We start from the raw sequence: 19,293 nt of genomic DNA, 5'->3' as shown, positions 1-19,293 counted from the left end.
TTCGTCACTCCTCAAGTTTGGTGGCGACCAAAAGCGCGATCGCAACCAGTTTCAATGCGCACGGAACAAGCGCGTACAGGATCGTAAGTGTCATCAACGCGTTTTCGGGATTGTCAGCTGCTCCGGACTGGAACCCCGCGTAGTCGAGTGTGGGCAGCAAGATTACGGCTGCGAATGCCAAGGTGAATTTCGACACCAGCGACCACAGACCGAAGCCTTGGCCACCGTTTGGTGAGATAGCCGCCATCCGCCGCGCGAACAGGGCAGGCAGCAAAGTCAAATCGGCACCAATCGTCGCACCTGATGTTATGCAGATGATCGCGAAGACCCAGACGTCGCCGGCCCCCAGCGGCAGAACAAAAGCAAATGACAGAATAGCCAGGACCATGGCAGCAAGCAGAGTTCGCTTGGACCCGATCCGATTTGACAGCGCAGCCCAGAGCGGGCTGGACACGGCGGCGGCGAGGAAGAACAGCACAAGAAGCGGACCTTCCCAACCCGGCGCGTCCAGTCTGCTTTCGACAAAGAACAGGAACAGCGTTGATGAAACAGCAAGCGGCGTCGCGTTGACCAACGCAAGAATAAGAAGTCTGCGGGCCAGTTTGTCCTTGAGGATGGTCCGGATCGCAGTCGGTTCGTTTTCAACCTTGCCTGACCACTCGGGCGCCATCGCAGCCACGGCAATAATCGCAACACCGGCAAACCCCAGGGCGAATACAGCGAACGGCGCGTCCGATGTGCTTTCCAGAAGTGTTGGCGCAACAGCAGCAAGACAAACACCCAGCAGTGCCCCTGTTTCCCGCCATGCGGCGAGCCGAGTGTGACTGCCGTCTATGCTGCCAGCCTTGGCGATCCCTTGGGCGTAGAAATTGATGGTCAGAAAGCTGAAGGCCGTAAACAGTCCGGTGATCGTCAGGCCAAACCAGATAACAGGCGAAATGGGTGGCGCAACGGCAAACAGCCCAACCATCGACAGACCCAGAACGATACCCACAAAAGAAACGGCCCAACGGCGCGCGGCGCCCAGACGTTCACTGATCCAGCCCAACACCGGGTCCTGAACCACGTCGAAAAGACGGAGCCCGAAAAGAACCGCTGCCAACGTGGCGAGGCTGACACCGTAGTTGTCCGCATAGAATTTCGGTGCGTAGATATAGATTGGAAGTCCGGCGCCCGACAGGACAGCTGCAAACAGCGAATACGCTGGCAGTCTGTCCGAGACCCGTTCGAGCGCCACGGCAGTCATCTGGAGATGTCCTCGGCCGGCGGTGTCGGACGCGCATTGTACTTCGCGCCCTTCCACCAAAGCTTTAAAGCCTGCCAGTGGATCAGACCGAGCACCCGGCGCGAGCCTAATGGACGTCGCAGACACGCCCGCAAAATTGATCGATTGGTCAACGGCTTTCGTTTTCCAGTCAGAGTGGCAAGAACACCATCCGGCCCAGACTTGTAATCGATCCAGATACCAATACGGCTTTCAGAAATATCAAATCGAAACGTGTAGTCCCCCTCGACGGCCTGAAACGGCGACACGTGGAAAATCTTTCGAGCGGTCAATGTCTCTTCCGCCGTGATCACCCGCAGATCATCATGCGCGCAAAGATATGAGTGTCGGTCACCAAAGGTGTTTGTCACCTCCGGGATGACGGCGCGTAGGTTGGTTTCAACATCATAACACAACCAAAAACTTACCGGATTGAAGACATGCCCCAACATTCGCGGTTGGGCGAGCAAATCGATCTTTACAACCATCTCATCCAAACCGTGCGCAGAAAGAACATCCCGCACCCACGAAGTGCCACGACCCGACCGCGGTGTGCCGCCGTGGTCGCTGTCGTGCAACGATGTCAGATTGCGCCCATTTCTAGAAAACAGCACCGGACCTTTCACGTCCGCATCCGGATCTAACAAAACGTAGTCCACGCCATAGGTGAACGCATTTTCGATCTCGCCCTTACGCCCGTGATAGGTGCGGCCTTCGATATGATAGATCGATCTCACGCGGCCGCCTTTTCCATCCCGGTTCGGTTGATGGCGTCCACAACATCCACAGCACTGCCGAAACCGTCCTCGTGAAAGCCGTTTTTCATCCAAGCGCCGCAGAACCAAGTCCGGTTCGTTCCGTTCATAGCGCGGATCGTCTCTTGCGACCGCAAGGCCGCCATGTCGAAAACAGGGTGGCGGAAGGTCGTCTGGTCGTAAATAAGCTCTTCCCTGATCCCGCGGGTCGAGTTCAGTGTCACAAACATCGGATCGTCGTGGGGAATAGGTTGAAGAGAGTTCATCCAATAGGTCAGATCAATCTTCTCGTCGGTTTTGTCCGCTTCTTCACAGTAGACCCAGCTTGACCAGACCTTCCGGCGCTTTGGCATCATCCGCTCATCCGCGTGAAGAATGGCCTCATTGGGCTGATATCGCACTGCGGACAATGCAGCAGTTTCGGCCTGCGAGGCATCGCCCAGCATCGCGAGACTGTCATCCGAATGCGTGGCGAAAACCACCTCGTCGAAATACTCGACGGTGCCGTCACGTGGAAGAATTTCCACAGAGTCATTCGCGCGGGTGACCGACTTGATCGGTGCCCCGATCCGAATGGTGACGCCCTGATCTTTAAGTGTCGCTTCAAGGCGGCGCACATACTCAATAGATCCGCCCTGAACCGTATACCACTGATGCTGCCCGGCGTAGCTCATCAGGCCGTGGTTCATCATGAACCGCACCATAGCTTCAGCCGGAAAGTCCATCATTCGGTGGATCGGTGTGGACCAGATCGCGCCCGTCATGGGCAGAAGGTAGTTGTCACGAAACCATTTGCCTGTGCCCAAAGTCTTGAGGAAGTCCGAAATGCTTTGATCACTTCCCGCGCTGACCTTCGGTGCCCGGGCGTTGAAGCGCATAATGTCGCGTAGCATTTTAACGAATTTCGGGTTTGCTAGGTTGCGCCTCTGGGCAAATATCGAGTCCATGCTGGCCAAACCGTATTCCAGCTTCCCGCCATTTAAGGACGCCCCAAAGCTCATATTGCTTTCAGTGATAGGCACGTCGAGATCTTTGAAAAGCTTGGTAAGATGGGGATAGTTGGCCTCATTATACACGATGAAACCGGTATCGACCGGCTGATCGCCGTTTCGGCCCGCAATACGAGTACGGGCATGGCCGCCAAGCCGCTTGCGACCCTCGAATAAGGTCACGTGATGGGTTTTCGACAAAAGATATCCGGCCGCCATCCCAGATATTCCACCGCCGATTACAGCGATGCGCTTGGGCGCGGTCGAAAGAGGTTCAGATGGCATTCAGGTCTCCAGCACGTTTTTGTTTGTTTTCGTTCTATACGTTCGGGTGTCTGCGTCGGATTAAAGGAATGTAAGTGATCCAAGGGAAGCGTTGCGCCGTAACTCTGACATGTTGGTCGCTGAAACAGCTACGGAAATCACTACACGACCGTTTGGTCGCGTTCCCTATTTTGCGGAAACGCCGCATAAGGGGAAAAATGAGACGTGCAAGAAGGCAGCGAGACGAGTGACTGAAGAGACGCGATGGGTCATGATGGTCGGATACATCCGCGACAATCAGGACCAAAAGGCCTTCGCAGAGCTGTTCGGGCATTTTGCACCGAGGGTTAAGTCATTTTTGATGAAGTCCGGTGCAGATGCGGGAATGGCAGAGGAATGTGCGCAAGAGGTGATGGCCACGTTGTGGCACAAAGCGCACCTTTTTGATCCGACGCGGGCGAGCGTTGCGACATGGGTTTTCACGATCGCGCGGAATAAGCGGATCGACATGTTGCGAAAGCAACGCCGGCCAGAGCCGGATGAATTGACATGGGGTCCCGAAGCCGAGCCAGATGCGGCAGAGGTTGTGGAGATCCAACAAGAAAGCGTCCGGTTGGCTGCTGCCCTTGCGGAGTTGCCGGAAAAACAGAGGGATTTGGTCCAGAAGGCATTCTTCGGCGATTTGTCGCACAGCGAAATAGCGGAAGAAACAGGTCTTCCCCTTGGGACGATCAAATCAAGGATTAGGTTGGCGCTCGAACGACTGCGCCATGCAATGAAGTGACAGGCAATGGATAACATTAATCATCATCTGACAGACCAACTGCTGCTGAGTTACGCGGCGGGCACACTACCCGAGGCTTTCAGCCTCGTGCTGGCAACCCATATCTCCATGTGTGACGAATGCCGCGCACGTTTAGGCGCGTTTGAGACTGTGGGTGGCGCTATGCTTGAAGCTTCGGTCGACAACGCAACTGAAGTGGATCTGGCCTCAACGCTTAAGTTAATCGCAGGCGGACCCAAAGATCCCATATTGGTCAAGCCATTGGCGCAGAAACGCGAAAGCCGTGTTTTCCCGCAGGCTTTGACCAATTATGTCGGAGGTGACCTTGCATCGGTAAAATGGCGGTCCGTTGGGATGGGAGTGCGTCAGTCGATTCTGAAGACAAGCGGAGAAGCCACTGTGCGACTTTTGCATATCCCAGCAGGCTGTGCCGTGCCGGATCACGGACATCGGGGCTTGGAATTGACGCTGGTCCTGCAGGGTGCCTTTCGCGACGAGACCGATCGCTTTGCAAGGGGCGATATCGAGGTTGCGAACGAAGATATGGAGCACACGCCTGTTGCAGAGGAAGGCATGGATTGCATCTGCCTTGCCGCAACGGACGCGCCGCTCAGATTCAACGGTATTGTACCGCGTATCGCGCAGCCCTTCCTGCGGATTTAAGTGACAAGCAAGACAATCTAGAGAGGGTCAGCCTTGCGCTGGCCCTTTCTTTTTGGGCTCTAGCGCAACTACTGCATCGCTCTGATCGCGATCCTCTACCTCTTCAAACTCGAAACTGTCGAGCCTGCGGGCCCTCGTACCTGCTTTCTCTGCGGAAATCTTGATCTCTGCTATATCCTTTGAGGCCTGTCCAAAATGCCGGTCGAGGTTCTCAACCCGCGTGCCAAGGCGGTCCACATCCTTATAAAGCAATCCAAGCTCTTTCCTGATAGCGCCTGCTTGCTCCCGCATTCGGGCATCTTTCAGGATCGCTCGCATCGTGTTCAGCGTCGCCATGCAGGTCGTCGGTGATACGATCCAAACGCGCGCGGCGAACCCTTCCCGCACAACGTCCGGAAGTCGCGCATGAAGTTCTGCATAGACGGCCTCGGACGGAAGGAACATCAAGGCACCGTCCGCGGTTTCCCCTTCGATCAAATAGCGTTCCGAGATCGCGGCGATATGCGCCCGAACGGCCTGCTTCAGACCAGACAAGGCGCGGGTCGCGGCCTCCTTTGTCTCTGCGTTCACCAGCGCTTCGTACGCTTCCAGCGGGAACTTCGCATCAATCACGATCGGACCAGGCGGGTTCGGCAGGTCGATCAGACAATCCGCCCGACGCCCATTCGAAAGGGTCGCCTGAAGGGTGTAGCTGTCAGCGGGCAAGGCTTTTGAGACGATATCATTCAGTTGGATTTCGCCGAACGCGCCTCTTGTCTGCTTGTTCGACAAGATGTCCTGCAAGCTGAGAACATCCCCTGATAGCTTCTCGATGTTGGTTTGCGCCTTGTCGATTGTTGCCAGACGTTCCTGTAACTGGGTCAAAGACTTCGTCGTTTTCTCGGATGAGCCATGAAGCGTGTCATTCATCTTTTCCTGCAGATCCGACAGGGACCGCGCCGACCGCAAAGCCGAGGCTTGCAGCGTTTCGTTCATGTTCTGCTGCATCTGTGCGAGACGTGTATCCATCGCCTGAGTTGATTGCGTCTGGAATTGCGACACGGCTTCCAGACCACCGGTCAAACGCTCTTGTTTCGCGCCAAGGCCTTGCATGGCCGCGTTGAGGACACCGACCTGTTGGGCCAAAGGCTCAGCCATTCGAGCCGCGCGTCCGGCAGACCTGACGGTGATAATCAAAAGAACCAGGATCAGCAAAACCAGACAGATTCCAGCTATGCCGATCAGAACAAGCGGGTCGTCCAAATCCAGGGACAGAGCACCAATCTGGATCATGTGCGTCCGAAAAGTCGCTCAATGTCGGAAAGCTTCAACTCCACATATGTCGGGCGACCGTGGTTGCATTGCCCTGAGTGGGGTGTCGCTTCCATCTCACGAAGAAGGGCGTTCATCTCTTCTCCACGCATCCACCGACCGGAACGGATGGAGCCGTGACAGGCAATCCGGCTGAGCACGGCTTCTATGCGATCATGGACCGACTGCGTCTGCCCAAGATCATCAAGCTCGTCCAGAACATCGCGCACCAATGCTTCGGCATTGACCGTGCCAAGAATTGCTGGGGTTTCACGGACGGCGACGGCGCCGGCACCGAACGCTTCGATGGTGAGCCCAATTTGAGCCAGACCGTCCGCCTGCTCAAGCAAGCGTGCTGCGTCAGCTTCAGACATTCCGACAATCTCCGGGATCAGCAACGCCTGCGCCGCCACGCCGTTTTCCGCCATCTGACGTTTAAGTTTTTCATAGACAAGGCGCTCATGAGCCGCGTGTTGATCAACGATGACCATACCGTTTGACGTTTGGGCAATGATATAATTCTCGTGAACCTGTCCGCGCGCAACGCCAAGGGGATGGTCCGGCTCATCTGCTTGTGGCTCGACGGCCTCTGGCGGCACGAAGGTCGGTGCCGCTTCTCCGAAGCCGGGTGACATAAACTCGGTAGATAGAGGAGCCGGACGCGATTTCAGATCCATCTGATAACTACGAGGTGTCGCAGGTTCGGGCTGAAACGCACCGAGGGTCGCGGCAGACACTGTCGTCGACGCCCGGTGACCGGCATCGGCGAGCGCATGTTTCAAAGCGGAGACGATCAAACCTCGCGCCAAACCCGGATCACGGAACCGCACTTCAGCCTTCGCAGGATGCACGTTCACATCAACTCGGTCCGTCGGACACTCCAGAAACAACGCGCATGCAGGATGCCTGTCGCGGCTGAGGAAATCCGAGTAAGCGCCCCGCAGTGCACCGACCAAGAGTTTGTCCCGGACAGGGCGTCCATTTACAAAAAGATATTGAGCAACGGCGGCCCCGCGCGAATACGTCGGCAAAGCAGCATAACCGGTTAGGCAAAGGCCCTCGCGCTCAGCATCAATCAGCAGTGCATTTTCCCGAAATTCCGCCCCCATGATCTGCCGTAGCCGGTCCCCCAAGGCATCGAAAAGATCGCCCGTTTGCGCGTCGGCCCGGAAGGTAACCCGACCGCCATCATCCTTGGAGCAATCACGTATCGTGAAGCCAACATAGGGTTCAGCCATGGCGAGGCGCTTGATCACATCTGAGATCGCTTGGGTTTCAGCGCGGTCCGACCGCAGAAACTTGAGCCGCGCTGGCGTCGCATGGAAAAGATCCCGCAACTCCACCAAAGTTCCCTTGCTCAGGGCCCCCGGTTTTACTGGTCCAACACCCCCCGCCGCCACGGAAATGGTCGACGCCGCATCCGCCCCGATCGCGCGCGAGGTAATGGTCATCCGCCCCACAGCTGCCATGGATGGAAGCGCTTCCCCCCGGAAACCAAATGTCTGAATATTCAAAAGGTCAGAGCCGTCGATCTTCGATGTCGCATGGCGGCTCAACGCGATTGGCAACGCTTCAGCAGGCATTCCGTGACCGTCGTCGCTGACACGGATCAAGGAGCGTCCCCCGTCCTTTATGGTCAAATCAATCCGTGTAGCGCCAGCATCAAGCGCATTCTCTACCAGTTCTTTCACAGCAGATGCAGGGCGCTCTATAACTTCGCCCGCTGCGATGCGATTGATCGCAATCTCATCCAGTTGACGGATGACAGGTAGTTCAGAGCTTATATTGCGGTTGGGCGCGTTCATACCGCAAGGGATAGCACGCCCGCCCGCGATTCTACCACTGGCAAGTCTGCTTTAGTTGGAAGCAGATAACCCCTCCGGCTGCCCAACGACAACGAAATGCAGTTCACCCGGCTGCATGATCCGCGCTGCAACACGCTTGATATCGTCAAGTGTTACGGCATCGACCTTATCGTTCCGCGTGTCGATATACGTGATTGGTAGCTCGTCCATTTGCATGCCTGCAAGGATACGCGCGATTGGCGCATTCCCGTCAAACCGAAGCGGATAGGCCCCGGTCAGATAGGTCTTCGCCGCATCAAGTTCTTCTTGGGTGACACCTTCAGTGGCCATCTTTGCCCACTCGTCTTTTATCACTTCGATAGCCTGGGCGACCCGATCATTTGAGGAGGCTACACGACCCATATACAGCGCCGCGTGGTCCTTCGGGACGAGATAGGTGTAGACGCCGTAGGTCAGGCCGCGTTTCTCGCGCACCTCGTCCATAAGACGGGACCCGAAACCACCTGCCCCAAGAATTTGATTCATCACGTAAGCCGCGAAGAAATCAGGATCATCGCGCGCAAGCCCCTGATGACCAAACAGCGCGACGGATTGAGGAGTGTCAAAAGAAACAACTGTCTTACCGCCATCCAGCAGATATTCTGCTTCGCCGGGCATCGATGCGCCAGTCGCCGGTAAATCACCCAAAAGCTCGTCAAGCAGTATGCCCAGTTCATCGGCTGTGATGTCGCCGACAGCGCCGATATATAAGCGGTCCCGAGCGACCGTGTCTTGGAACGCGGTCACGATGTCATCACGGGTGAGCGCGGTGACACTTTCGATCGTTCCTGTCGTCTTCGAGCCATAGGGATGCCCGCCAAACGCCAACGCATCGAACTTGGCGCTTGCGATATCGTTGGTGTCTTTCAGGCTGGACGAAATGCCAGACAGCACTTGACCACGCACGCGCTCCAACGCCGTCTCGCTAAATCGAGGCTCTGTCAAAGCAAGTTTCAGCAATGCGATAGACTCGTCGCGATTTTCCGTCAGGAAGCGGGCTGAAACTGTTAGGCTATCATCATAGACATCGAAGCCATAGCTTGCCGCCAACTCTTCCCGGGCGGCCGCGAAAGCGGCCGCGTCCATGTCTCCGGCGCCTTCTTCAATCATGCCCGTCATCAAATTGATCGCGCCTCGCTTCCCCTCGCGGTCAAGGGACGCGCCACCGGCGAAATATATTTCCAGGGCCATGAATGGGATTGATGGCTCTTCCACAAGCCAAGCCTTTATCCCGCCCGGCGAGACGACTTCCTGAATGTCGACGGCCCGCGCAGGCTGGCTGAACACGACGGCCAGACAAGCGGCCAGAAACAGACGGATCATTGTGTGACCTCCTCAGCCAATGGTTTTCGGAACCAGCCTGTTACGGCCTTATCGCGATCAAACACCCGTTCGGCAGCTGCCATGATGTCCTCAGCGGTAACTGCGTTCAGAATATCTGGCCAAGCTTGAACATCTTCGACCGTGAGGCCAGAGGTCAGCGCAGCACCATAACGCCGGGCAACCCCACTTACATTGTCATCATCATAGATTTCAGACGCCCGCAATTGAGACTTCACCCGGGCAAGCTGTTCCGCGTCTACTCCGTCTTGCATGAATTGCGCCACCGCAGCGTCCAACTCGTCCTCAGCCTCTTGCAGCGTCAGACTTGGGTTCGGCACCATCAAGATACCAAAGGTCGTGTCATCGTAAGAAATACCTTGATAAAACGCGGTGGCGTAAACGGCTTTCTGTGTATCGATTTGGAGCGCACGGGACAAAACCGAGGTTGTGGGACTTCCGCCCAATATCTCTGCCAGCAACGTGAGGGCAGCGGCTTCCTCCTGTGCGCCGGGGTCTCGCTCCGGCGCGAGATATGTCCGGATGACGTAAGGCTGCCCGACACGTGGATCCTCATAGAGTATTCTGCGTTCTGCCAGATGGGGCGGCTCTGCCGGGCGCTCGCGTTCGGGCAACCCGACGGTTGGCTCAAGTGGACCGTAGTACTTCTTTGCAAGCTCCTCGACTTCGGCAGGGTCAACGTCGCCCGCGACGATAAGAATAGCAGCATTTGGCGCGTAGAACGTACGGTAGAAGTCGAGTGCGTCCTCCATTGTCAAACGCTCCATCTCATGGCGCCAGCCGACGATTGGGATTCCATAGGGATGATTGAGAAACTGCGCGGCGCGCCTTTGTTCGGCGAACAGAGCCCCGGCGTCGCTGTCTGTTCGTTGGGCCCGTTCTTCGAGGATGACGTCCCGCTCCGTTACGATATCTTCTTCCGTCAGGCGGATATTTCTCATCCGGTCCGCTTCCATCTTCATCATCAGATCAAGGCGATCCGCAGCAACCCGCTGAAAATATCCGGTATAGTCCCATGAAGTGAATGCGTTGTCCGATCCGCCGTTTGCCTCGACAATTTCCGAGAATTCTCCGGATGCCAGCGTGTCGGTGGCTTTGAACAACAGATGTTCAAGGAAATGCGCCACGCCGGACACGCCGGGTTTTTCATCAGACGACCCGGCCTTGTACCACAGCATATGAACGACGACGGGGGCCCGGTGATCCTCAATCACAATAGCCTCCAGGCCGTTTTCCAACGTGAAGGTCGTGATGTTTTCGGCGGCCTGCAGGTTTGCTGTCCCGAGGCATGTAAAGACCAGAGCGGTCAGGAGACGGCGCATAATTGTCCTTTCGCGAATACTCTGTGTTGAGAAATGGTTTGAGCAATTCTCATTTCAACGTCACACCACAATCACGTGAGACTTGTGTTATTCAGCGGCACCCTCTGGTGGGGCCGAAACTGTTCGCACACCGCGCCTGCGCAAACGGTCCAATTCTGCGTGTTGATCCAGCGACTGATCGCTATACGCCTCGTAGTACACATTCACGTTAAAGAGCCGCTCCAGAAGTCGGCCATCGTTGCGACGACGAAATTCCAGATCTTCGGATGCGAGCGTCGTGCGGATGTTTGGATCTGTTCCGTACCGGCTGGCATAGGCAACCAAACCACCGTCACTGATACCCCCATTCGGGTTGCCACCCAACGCGCGGGTCGCGTCAGCTATAGGATCTATGTCAGCGCGGTTTGCCGCCCCGGGCGTGGGCTCGGGGAGTGCGTTGTATGTGTCCGGCAAGGTAAGCGGCTTGTTTGGCAGAACCGCGAACTCATCGGGGCCTTGCCCATCAGAGCGAACGTTCAGAAGACGCGGATCACGCTCACCTGAGCAGGCAGACATCGTCAAGGCGCAGACACCCAGAACCATGATCATTTTCGTCCGCATCACTTCAATCCTTACCTTGCACACTCGCGTATTTTCTCATGCAATCTTTGTGTCGTCAAACGCGACCAGCACAAACGCACCGGCGAAAATCGCAACGTCGGCCAAGTTGAATGTATAGGGATTGGTAATCCCGCAACAGGACATGTTCAGAAAATCTGCCACCGCGCCATAGATCACGCGGTCCAAAGCATTTGCGAGCGCACCGCCGATGATCAGACCCGCGCCCGTCAACGTGATGCGGCGACTGAGAGTCCTGCGGGACCACCAGACCAACCACGCCGAGATCACAACCGCCAACCCAATGAGAACATACCGCATGATATCGGGGCTCGACGAAAGAAGGCCGAAGTTGATCCCGGTGTTCCAACCCATACGGAAATTCAACAGCGGCGGCAGAACATCTATCCGCAAGACCGTCTTTAAATCCATCACATGCACGACCAGCAACTTAGAAAGCTGATCAATCGCAAAAGCAAAGAAGGCCGACAGGGTCAGGATACGCATGGGATCAGTGCCGGAAATGACGCATGCCGGTGAAGACCATCGCAAGACCAAGCTCATCCGCCGCCGCGATTACCTCTTCATCGCGCATGGAGCCACCCGGTTGGATCAGCGCTGTTGCGCCAGCCTCAGCCGCCGTGATCAGGCCATCCGCAAAAGGGAAAAACGCGTCGGAGGCTACGGCCGCGCCCTGCGTTGGTGACCTATCAAGTTTCAGAACGTCCGCCATATCCAGTGCTTTTCGGGCGGCGATACGGGTAGAGTCCACACGGCTCATCTGACCCGCACCGATCCCAACAGTCGCCCCGTTCTTCGCGTAGACGATTGCGTTGGATTTGACATGCTTGGCGACTGTCCATGCGAACAGCAAATCCTCCATCTCCTGCTCGTTTGGCGCGCGCTTGGTGACGGTCTTCAGGTCGCCCTTCTCGATACGACCAACATCTTTGTCTTGCACCAGTATTCCGCCCGCAACCTGCTTAAAGGTGAGACCCGCGTTCTGATCAGGCAAACCGTCGGTGATCAGCAGCCTCAGGTTTTTCTTCGCCGCAAACACCTCTCGGGCCGCTTGATCTGCGCCGGGGGCAATCACGACTTCGGTAAAGATCTGCGCGATTTCGTCTGCCGTCTCGCCGTCAAGCGGTTGGTTCAGGGCGACGATGCCACCGAATGCAGAGGTCTGATCACAGCGGAATGCGTTCGCGTATGCCTCGCGCAGTGTTTCGCCCCGCGCAACACCACAGGGATTTGCGTGCTTGATGATTGCGCAGGCGGGCCCAACTGCGGGATCAAATTCAGCCACCATCTGAAAGGCCGCATCTGTGTCATTGATATTGTTGTAGGACAATTCTTTGCCCTGCAGCTGGGTGGCAGTCGCGACACTGGGATCGCGCGTGCCATCAACGTAAAACGCAGCGCCTTGATGGGGGTTTTCCCCATACCGCAGGGTCTGGGATAGTGTTCCCGTAAAGCTCTGCCGCCGCGCTGTTGTCCCACTTTTGGTCGCGAGCCAAGTTGACACTGCGGTGTCATAGGCAGCGGTGCGTCCATAAGCAGTCAAGGCAAGGCGTTGCCGAAACGCATAACGCGTCGCGCCTTCGTTTGCCGCCATCTCGGACAGCAAAGCCTCGTAATCCTCCACATCCGTGACGACATTCACAAACTGATGGTTTTTTGCGGCAGACCGCAGCATTGCCGGGCCACCTATATCGATGTTTTCAATCGCCATCTGATAGTCCGCGCCTTTCGCGACGGTTTCTTCGAACGGGTAGAGGTTCACGACCAGCAAATCGATCGCCCCGATGCCGTGGGCGTCCATCGCATCCGTGTGGTCGCTGTTGTCGCGCAGAGCCAAAAGCCCACCGTGCACAATGGGATGCAACGTCTTGACCCGCCCGTCCATCATCTCAGGAAACCCGGTCACCTCGGAGACGTCCCGAACCTTGAGGCCTGCATCGCGGATCGCCTGCGCTGTTCCGCCGGTCGACAGAAGCTCGACCCCCTGATTGCTGAGGGCTTGGGCAAGGTCTATCAGCCCCGCTTTGTCGGAAACGGAAAGCAGCGCGCGGCGCACGCGGACGAGGTCGGTCATTTTTACCCTTTCGCAGGCTCGGAAGTCGTCAGTCCTGTGCCAGCTCCGGAGTGTTGACCGCCCCACATGTCTTTGCGTTGGAAGACTGCGCGTGCGTCAGATTCCAGCTGACGTCGCTCGCATACTCCATGACGCGGCCAGATAAAACGATCTGTTTGGTCGCGCGGGGCCTCAATCTGCCTTTTTCGAGGTAAACGCTCTGCTCGACCGACAATGCAGCGGGTCCATCGAAGCGGAACACCCATGTCTCGCCGCATGGCGTCACCAACGACACCATTGCCCCACCGCAGTCCAACTCGACGGATACATCGGGGTGGGTATGGAAGCGGATCGCGTAGGCCACGCCTTCAAAAAGCGTTTCATTCATGTGGTCTTCGAAGCGTCGTTTCTGGCTGTCCGAAAAAGCCTCGAACCGATCAACGCCACACAACATACTTCCATTGTGGCTCATCCCGATGCCGCGGTGGTGTACCAGACCGAACTGAGACGCATAGCCGTCATGGGAGGCCGCTAGATGAAGACCCGCACCGTCATCGCTTTTCGACAGCGTTACAGTTTTGGGACCTTTGTTGAGGTATTCGCCGGAGCCATGCTGACTGATCAACGCCGATGACACACCGTTGACGCTGAGCGTACTGTGTGACGGAGTTGCCCGACCGGCCCTGCGCCAGTCCTGTCCAAAGCTGGCACCACTGCCGCAATTGACGATGATCGGGCAGCGACCGGACGTCATCTCGAAGGCTAAGGCACTGGCATGAGCGTTTTGAGATGCCGCCGTGGCCGGCGCCTGACCCGCATCCAAGATTACCGTGCTTTTCCCAGCAGCAAGACAAGCGAACCCCATTGCCGTGTCTTTTTCCGGTGCAGGCAGATCGCCGCAATACGCGAGGCCGTAGGTCAGCCGATCTTCGATGCCGCGTCCGCCGCCGTGAAACCGCGCGAGCGCCCCATCCGCGTGACGCAGGCGTTTCAAGCAAGGCCCAATCCGAGAGATTGCGTCAAGATGCGCGGCGGACGGCTGATGCTTGGCTTCCCGCAAGGCAATCTCGGCCCAAATCAGAAGTGTCAGAACTTCCAGCAATTCTTCAGGATTACGGGTGGGCAACGCGCCTTCACTGTCAATCTGATCTCGGCATTCGCGATCCAAAGCATCCGTCGCGACCTTGATCAGGTCACTCATGCCTTCAAGACTGAGACCGGCATGGAGCAGGCCGGTGACCGCTTCGAATTTCGGCAATCCCTGTCCAGCACCGGACCAACGACGGGCGAGAAACCCGGCTTGGTGCGTCAGCGACCTGAAGAAATCTTCACTCGCAGCAGAGTTCTGGCCACGCAAAAGCAGGGTTGCGTGGTTGATCCAGCGGATCATCCTGCGACCGGTCAGATCGGGGCGCCACCCTGCGCCACTACCAGTGTCGAACCGCGCGATCCATTCGGCTGTCCAGTTTTGCGCAATCCGGCATGCGTCCTCGTCGCCTACGGTTGCCAGATCATCGAGCCAGCCAAATCCATGCAACTCAAGATCGACGGAGCTGTCGGTCGAGGTCAGATCCCAGATACTTTGACCCGGCGCTTCGATAAGCTGACCGCCAAACAGGTAGTTTCCTACCTTCAGTTGCATCCCGCGTGCATGGGAGCCAAAAGTTTGAATCTGAGGTTGTGATACGAAGGCTGTGGCTGGTGCTTCCCGCGCGCTCAGTCGCGCATGAAGTCTGTCCATAAGCGCACTGACACTCTCAGCGCCCACAAACGACGTGAACTTCGACTCGATACCCATTGGTTTGCCCCGACTTTTCGTCTATTGTTGTTGTTAACCATTTTATCCACAGGCAAATCAGCCTGTCAGCATGAAACTGGTTTTTTCAACACAATCATGAAAAATCCGTCTATTCCGCCACAGATTTGCCACAAATCCGGGCGCGTCCGCAGACCTCCGCCGTCTCTTACCCAAGTTTCCGGAACGCCTAGCGCGTCAATTTCAACTGGGAGTTGTAGAAGGCCATGCCGTTCTATTGCGAGCTTGGCTTGTCGCTCGCCTTCTTCGGTCAAAAGCGAACATGTACAGTAGAGCAGACGGCCCCCCGGTTTGAGCAAATCAACAGCCCTGTCAATCAGATCTGATTGCAACGCGAAGACGTCATGAAGCTCTTTCCCGGTCTTCACGAATGGAAGGTCGGGATGGCGCCTGATGGTGCCCGTGGCCGAGCATGGTGCATCCAAAACGACCAGATCGAACTGTTCTTCAGCTTGCCATTCAAGCGCATCCGCGACGACAACTTTGGCGTCCAGATTGGTGCGGCGCATGTTCTCGCGCAGGCGTTTCATCCGAGATTGTGAATGGTCCAACGCAGTCACCTCGGCACCGCCCGAGATCAGTTGTAATGTCTTCCCACCTGGCGCGGCACACAGGTCGAGCGCTGTCAGACCTGACACATTCCCCAACATGCGAACCGGCAGCGCGGCGGCTGCGTCTTGCACCCACCAACTGCCATCGTGATAACCCGGTAGATCGGTGACCTGCGCCGAGCGATCGATGCGCAAGGTGCCAGTCGGTAAAATCTCAGCTTGTAGGCTTGCGGCCCATTCGACCGGATCCAAGTCATTCTTTAGCGTCAAATCCAGCGGAGCCCCGCGCAGATGTGCGGCTTCGATATCTCTAACGATCTGCTCATCGTAGATGTGGACGATCCGCCGCCGCAACCACTTTGGGAGAGTTTGCGGGGGTAGCTCAGCCCAAAGTTCTGCACCCTCATCTGCAATCTTGCGCAAAACCGCGTTTGCCAGCCCAGTCATCTGGCCGCCTTTGCGGTTTTTGCGCATGAGCGTGACTGCGCTGTCCACGACACCATGGGCCGCCTCGCCTAGGACACAAAGCTCTACCGCTGCCAGCCTGAGAATATTGCGTGCGGGAACGGGCGGACTTTTATCCACATAGCGGTCAATCAGTGTATCCGCCTGTCCGAGATGTCGCAGAGTCGTCGTCGCCAGGCGCTGTGCGCGGGCGCGATCCTCGGGGGCAAGGCCAGAGAGGAAACCGGAAGAGGCAACAAGATCCGACATTTGGGTACGGTCTTCGAGCACCCCGCGCAAAATCTGGAGGGCAGCGCGCCGTGCAGCTAAACCGGGCTTTCCCGTCCGCGCGCTGTCAGTCATCCCTTGTCTCCTTTTCCCGCGGGCGTATATCAGAGCGTATGGATGAACAAGACACGACCCAAGATCTGCCACCTGCGGCGCAACGCGCGCTGAAGGAGGCCGAAGAACGGCGAAAAGCAGCAAAGAAGCTTGAGCTGCCGACGGAGTTGGGAGGGCGCGATGGCCCCGAACCCATTCGCTACGGCGATTGGGAAAAGAAGGGAATTGCTGTCGATTTTTGACCTTGCGCCTTAGCGCACGGTCAAATCTGCGTAGCGGCCGTTTCCACGATCAGACGTGAAGCGGACCTTGTTACCGCGTAGTTTAACTTCTTGGCAATTCGGGCCAAGATCGCGGCTACCCCAGTACAAGCTGCGGCAGAAGTAGCCATCACGCCATTGCCATTGGCCGGACACGGGTCTGCCATACGCACGGCCCTTGATTTGGCCGTCCGGCATTACGGACACGTTAATCGCGAAGATGGTCAGATCTTTGCCGGCCACGGCATCCACAAATTCAGATTTGCTTTCCACTTTCTCAAACGCATAGGCACCAAGCGGTGCCACTATGACGGAAACGCAAATCGCAAAGATTTTCAAAAGACGGTTCGAAGACATTGCACGATCTCCTTACACTCACTGATTACAATACGCTGTGAGACAGGATATGGTTCAATAATTAAGAAATCACGGCACTCAGAGCCCCAGCACATCCATCATATCATACTCTCCAGGACCTTGGGTCTGCCCCCAAAGCGCTGCCTTCAGTGCCCCCCGGGCGAAGATGCCGCGATCCGTTGCCAGATGGCGCAGGACCACCCGCTCACCGTCTGCCGCAAAGATCACATCATGCTCGCCGACGACATCGCCGCCACGGATGGCCGTGAAACCAATATCACCGGTTCTGCGCGCGCCCGTTATCCCGTCCCTGCCGCGATCTGAGACGTCCGACAGTGAAACGCCGCGCCCGTCGGCTGCGGCTTCACCCAGCATCAACGCAGTGCCCGATGGAGCGTCCACCTTGTGACGATGGTGGGCTTCGACGATCTCGATGTCGAAATCCTCGTCTAACGCTTCTGCGACTTTCCTGGTCAGTTGAACAAGCAAGTTGACCCCAAGGCTCATGTTGCCCGCGCGAATAATCGGCGCGTGTCGTGCCGCAGTGGCGATCTTTTCCAAATGGTTATCGTCCAGCCCAGTCGTCCCAATCACATGAACGGCACGGGCTTGCGCGGCCAGTTCCGACAGCGCCATCGTCGCGGCGGGTGTGGTGAAGTCGATGATCGCCTGCGCGTCTTTCACAACATCGATCGGATCAGAAACAACTGGCACATCCCATGTGGTACCACCCAAGGCTTCGCCCAGATCCTGACCGACCCAGTCATGACCGTAGCGCTCTGTTACCCCTACAAGCTTTGCTTTGCTGCTGGCGCGAACCGTATCAATCAACATGCGGCCCATACGACCAGATGCCCCGGTGATCACAACTCCAACCATCTTCGCACTCCCGACAAGAAAATCCCGCTGATCTATGACCCATTGCGCGTGTGAGACAAGGGCCTTACATCACCGCCCATGGCAAAGAATTCTCACTTTTCAGGCGCAGGCCCGTCACAGCGGCAACTGCGGGTCGGCGAATTGATCCGGCGCACGCTTGCGGATGTGCTCAATCGCGGCGACGTGCATGATCCGGATCTCAATCGGATGTCCATCACCGTAAGCGAAGTCCGCACCTCGCCCGATCTGAAGATCGCGACCGTTTATGTCCTGCCGCTGGGTGGGGACAACCGGGAGGCTGCGATTGCAGCGCTGAAAACCAACAAGGGCGAGTTGCGCCGAGCGGTCTCGAAGAACATGGCGCTGAAATACGCCCCTGATCTGCGGTTCGTCATTGATGAGACCTTTGACCGGATGGATGACACCCGCCGTCTGTTTGAAAGCGATACCGTAAAGCGCGATCTGGAAGACTGACATGGCACGCAGAAAAAAGGGCCGCGATGTTCACGGATGGGTGGTCATCGACAAGCCTGCCGGATTGTCGTCCAACGCCGTTGTCGGCAAGGTCCGCTGGGCGTTCGATGCCAAAAAGGCCGGCCACGCAGGCACATTGGACCCTGAGGCAACGGGGGTGCTGGCGATTGCACTGGGCGAGGCCACAAAGACGGTGCCCTATATCACGGACGCTCTGAAGGCCTACGAATTCACGATCCGCTTGGGGCAGGCGACCAATACTGACGACGCCGAGGGTGAAGTGATCTCTGAAAACGACACCCGGCCGAGCGATGTCCAGATCGCGAACGCGCTACCTCAATTTGTAGGTGACGTTCTACAGGTACCCCCACAATTTTCCGCGGTGAAGATTAACGGACAGCGGGCCTATAAGCTCGCGCGAGATGGGGAAAATGTCGAGATCGCGGCCCGCCCTTTGTTTGTCGAAAGTCTGGAGATGATCCGCCGGGACGATACTGATCACGTCACGTTTGAGATGGTCTGCGGCAAGGGGGGCTATGTTCGGTCAATTGCACGGGATCTGGGCGAGGCACTGGGATGTCTGGGGCACGTCAGAAGCCTGCGGCGTGTCTGGTCGGGGCCGTTTGACCTGGAAGACGGGGTATCTCTGGAGCAGATAGAGGCGGAGGCTAAATCAGCAGATCTCGATACGTATCTCATGCCGTTGGAATTGGCGCTTGAAGATATTCCAGAGCTTCCCACCACGCCAGAGGGGGCCGCGCGGTTGAAGAATGGCAATCCAAGTCTCGTTCTCGCCTCGGACGTGTCCTACGGCGATGAGGCATGGGCCTCGCTGAACGGTCAGGCCATCGCTGTCGGGCGCTACAAGGCGGGCGAACTTCATCCGTCTCGCGTCTTTGTCCGAGACTGATTGTAACAATTCTCGAACTCATCTGTGCATTTATGCGGATTTTTTTCTCGAAACGTAAGAATGCCGCGTTTGC

19 protein-coding genes are annotated in these 19,293 nt (G+C 56.9%); 5 read left to right on the top strand and 14 right to left on the bottom strand.

From position 1 onward, the window contains the following. Window positions 1–4: 4 nt before the first annotated feature. The 3 genes from KIN_RS16860 to KIN_RS16850 are packed head-to-tail and all read right to left on the bottom strand — an operon-like array spanning window position 5 to window position 3,293. Window positions 5–1,246 carry an MFS transporter gene (locus tag KIN_RS16860; RefSeq protein ID WP_159809251.1) on the bottom strand — a complete coding sequence of 414 codons (1,242 nt, stop codon included), beginning with the start codon at window positions 1,244–1,246 and terminating at the stop codon, window positions 5–7. Beyond that, window positions 1,243–2,001 carry a DUF1365 domain-containing protein gene (locus KIN_RS16855; RefSeq protein ID WP_159809249.1) on the bottom strand — a complete coding sequence of 253 codons (759 nt, stop codon included), beginning with the start codon at window positions 1,999–2,001 and terminating at the stop codon, window positions 1,243–1,245. The genes KIN_RS16860 and KIN_RS16855 overlap by 4 nt, the downstream gene beginning before the upstream one ends. Continuing rightward, window positions 1,998–3,293 (bottom strand): NAD(P)/FAD-dependent oxidoreductase, encoded by a 1,296-nt coding sequence (locus KIN_RS16850; protein WP_159809247.1) that lies wholly within the window; start codon window positions 3,291–3,293, stop codon window positions 1,998–2,000. The genes KIN_RS16855 and KIN_RS16850 overlap by 4 nt, the downstream gene beginning before the upstream one ends. Window positions 3,294–3,543: 250 nt before the next feature. On the opposite strand from KIN_RS16850, the gene KIN_RS16845 reads away from it, so the two are divergent. After that, window positions 3,544–4,056 (top strand): sigma-70 family RNA polymerase sigma factor, encoded by a 513-nt coding sequence (locus KIN_RS16845; RefSeq protein ID WP_243144973.1) that lies wholly within the window; start codon window positions 3,544–3,546, stop codon window positions 4,054–4,056. Between the two features lie 6 nt (window positions 4,057–4,062). Next, the gene (locus tag KIN_RS16840; RefSeq protein WP_159809245.1) at window positions 4,063–4,719 is read left to right on the top strand and encodes a ChrR family anti-sigma-E factor; all 657 of its coding nucleotides are present in this window, start codon (window positions 4,063–4,065) and stop codon (window positions 4,717–4,719) included. A 27-nt stretch (window positions 4,720–4,746) separates the two neighbouring features. Here KIN_RS16840 and KIN_RS16835 read toward each other — a convergent pair whose 3' ends face one another. The 9 genes from KIN_RS16835 to KIN_RS16795 form a co-directional block, all read right to left on the bottom strand. Then, window positions 4,747–5,991 (bottom strand): DNA recombination protein RmuC, encoded by a 1,245-nt coding sequence (locus KIN_RS16835; RefSeq protein WP_159809243.1) that lies wholly within the window; start codon window positions 5,989–5,991, stop codon window positions 4,747–4,749. Further along, the gene (gene mutL / locus KIN_RS16830) at window positions 5,988–7,814 is read right to left on the bottom strand and encodes a DNA mismatch repair endonuclease MutL (RefSeq protein WP_159809241.1); all 1,827 of its coding nucleotides are present in this window, start codon (window positions 7,812–7,814) and stop codon (window positions 5,988–5,990) included. The genes KIN_RS16835 and mutL overlap by 4 nt, the downstream gene beginning before the upstream one ends. Window positions 7,815–7,865: 51 nt before the next feature. Beyond that, a complete protein-coding gene (locus KIN_RS16825) occupies window positions 7,866–9,176 on the bottom strand; it encodes a M16 family metallopeptidase (protein ID WP_174239138.1) in 1,311 nt (436 codons plus the stop codon). Next, window positions 9,173–10,516 carry a M16 family metallopeptidase gene (locus tag KIN_RS16820; RefSeq protein WP_159809239.1) on the bottom strand — a complete coding sequence of 448 codons (1,344 nt, stop codon included), beginning with the start codon at window positions 10,514–10,516 and terminating at the stop codon, window positions 9,173–9,175. The genes KIN_RS16825 and KIN_RS16820 overlap by 4 nt, the downstream gene beginning before the upstream one ends. Window positions 10,517–10,603: 87 nt before the next feature. Next, complete coding sequence (locus KIN_RS16815; RefSeq protein WP_159809237.1) at window positions 10,604–11,116, bottom strand: DUF3035 domain-containing protein; 513 nt, start codon at window positions 11,114–11,116, stop codon at window positions 10,604–10,606. Window positions 11,117–11,152: 36 nt separating this feature from the next. Beyond that, on the bottom strand, window positions 11,153–11,620 hold the full coding sequence (lspA, locus tag KIN_RS16810) for a signal peptidase II (RefSeq protein WP_159809235.1): 468 nt from the start codon (window positions 11,618–11,620) through the stop codon (window positions 11,153–11,155). Between the two features lie 4 nt (window positions 11,621–11,624). Then, a complete protein-coding gene (gene purH / locus KIN_RS16805) occupies window positions 11,625–13,208 on the bottom strand; it encodes a bifunctional phosphoribosylaminoimidazolecarboxamide formyltransferase/IMP cyclohydrolase (RefSeq protein ID WP_159809233.1) in 1,584 nt (527 codons plus the stop codon). Between the two features lie 28 nt (window positions 13,209–13,236). Beyond that, window positions 13,237–14,985: a heparinase II/III family protein gene (locus KIN_RS16800; RefSeq protein WP_243144960.1), complete on the bottom strand. Its 1,749-nt coding sequence runs from the start codon at window positions 14,983–14,985 to the stop codon at window positions 13,237–13,239. A gap of 65 nt (window positions 14,986–15,050) precedes the next feature. Continuing rightward, entirely contained in the window at window positions 15,051–16,361 is a 1,311-nt protein-coding gene (locus tag KIN_RS16795; RefSeq protein ID WP_159809231.1) for an RsmB/NOP family class I SAM-dependent RNA methyltransferase, read from the bottom strand. A gap of 38 nt (window positions 16,362–16,399) precedes the next feature. On the opposite strand from KIN_RS16795, the gene KIN_RS16790 reads away from it, so the two are divergent. Continuing rightward, window positions 16,400–16,582: a DUF1674 domain-containing protein gene (locus tag KIN_RS16790; RefSeq protein ID WP_159809229.1), complete on the top strand. Its 183-nt coding sequence runs from the start codon at window positions 16,400–16,402 to the stop codon at window positions 16,580–16,582. A 9-nt stretch (window positions 16,583–16,591) separates the two neighbouring features. On the opposite strand, the gene KIN_RS16785 is transcribed toward KIN_RS16790, so the two are convergent. Further along, window positions 16,592–16,957: a dihydrodipicolinate reductase gene (locus tag KIN_RS16785; protein WP_159809227.1), complete on the bottom strand. Its 366-nt coding sequence runs from the start codon at window positions 16,955–16,957 to the stop codon at window positions 16,592–16,594. A 78-nt stretch (window positions 16,958–17,035) separates the two neighbouring features. After that, window positions 17,036–17,836, bottom strand: a complete 801-nt coding sequence (gene dapB / locus KIN_RS16780) for a 4-hydroxy-tetrahydrodipicolinate reductase (RefSeq protein WP_159809225.1) — start codon at window positions 17,834–17,836, stop codon at window positions 17,036–17,038. Between the two features lie 78 nt (window positions 17,837–17,914). Between dapB and rbfA the strand changes: the two genes are divergently transcribed. Both rbfA and truB read left to right on the top strand, forming a co-directional pair. Further along, entirely contained in the window at window positions 17,915–18,310 is a 396-nt protein-coding gene (gene rbfA, locus KIN_RS16775) for a 30S ribosome-binding factor RbfA (RefSeq protein WP_159809223.1), read from the top strand. Window position 18,311: 1 nt separating this feature from the next. Next, window positions 18,312–19,220: a tRNA pseudouridine(55) synthase TruB gene (gene truB / locus KIN_RS16770; RefSeq protein ID WP_159809221.1), complete on the top strand. Its 909-nt coding sequence runs from the start codon at window positions 18,312–18,314 to the stop codon at window positions 19,218–19,220. Window positions 19,221–19,293 lie beyond the last annotated feature (73 nt).

The organism is Litoreibacter roseus (assembly GCF_009811795.1).
Lineage (GTDB): Bacteria > Pseudomonadota > Alphaproteobacteria > Rhodobacterales > Rhodobacteraceae > Litoreibacter > Litoreibacter roseus.
This window is presented reverse-complemented; position numbering and strand designations above follow the sequence as displayed.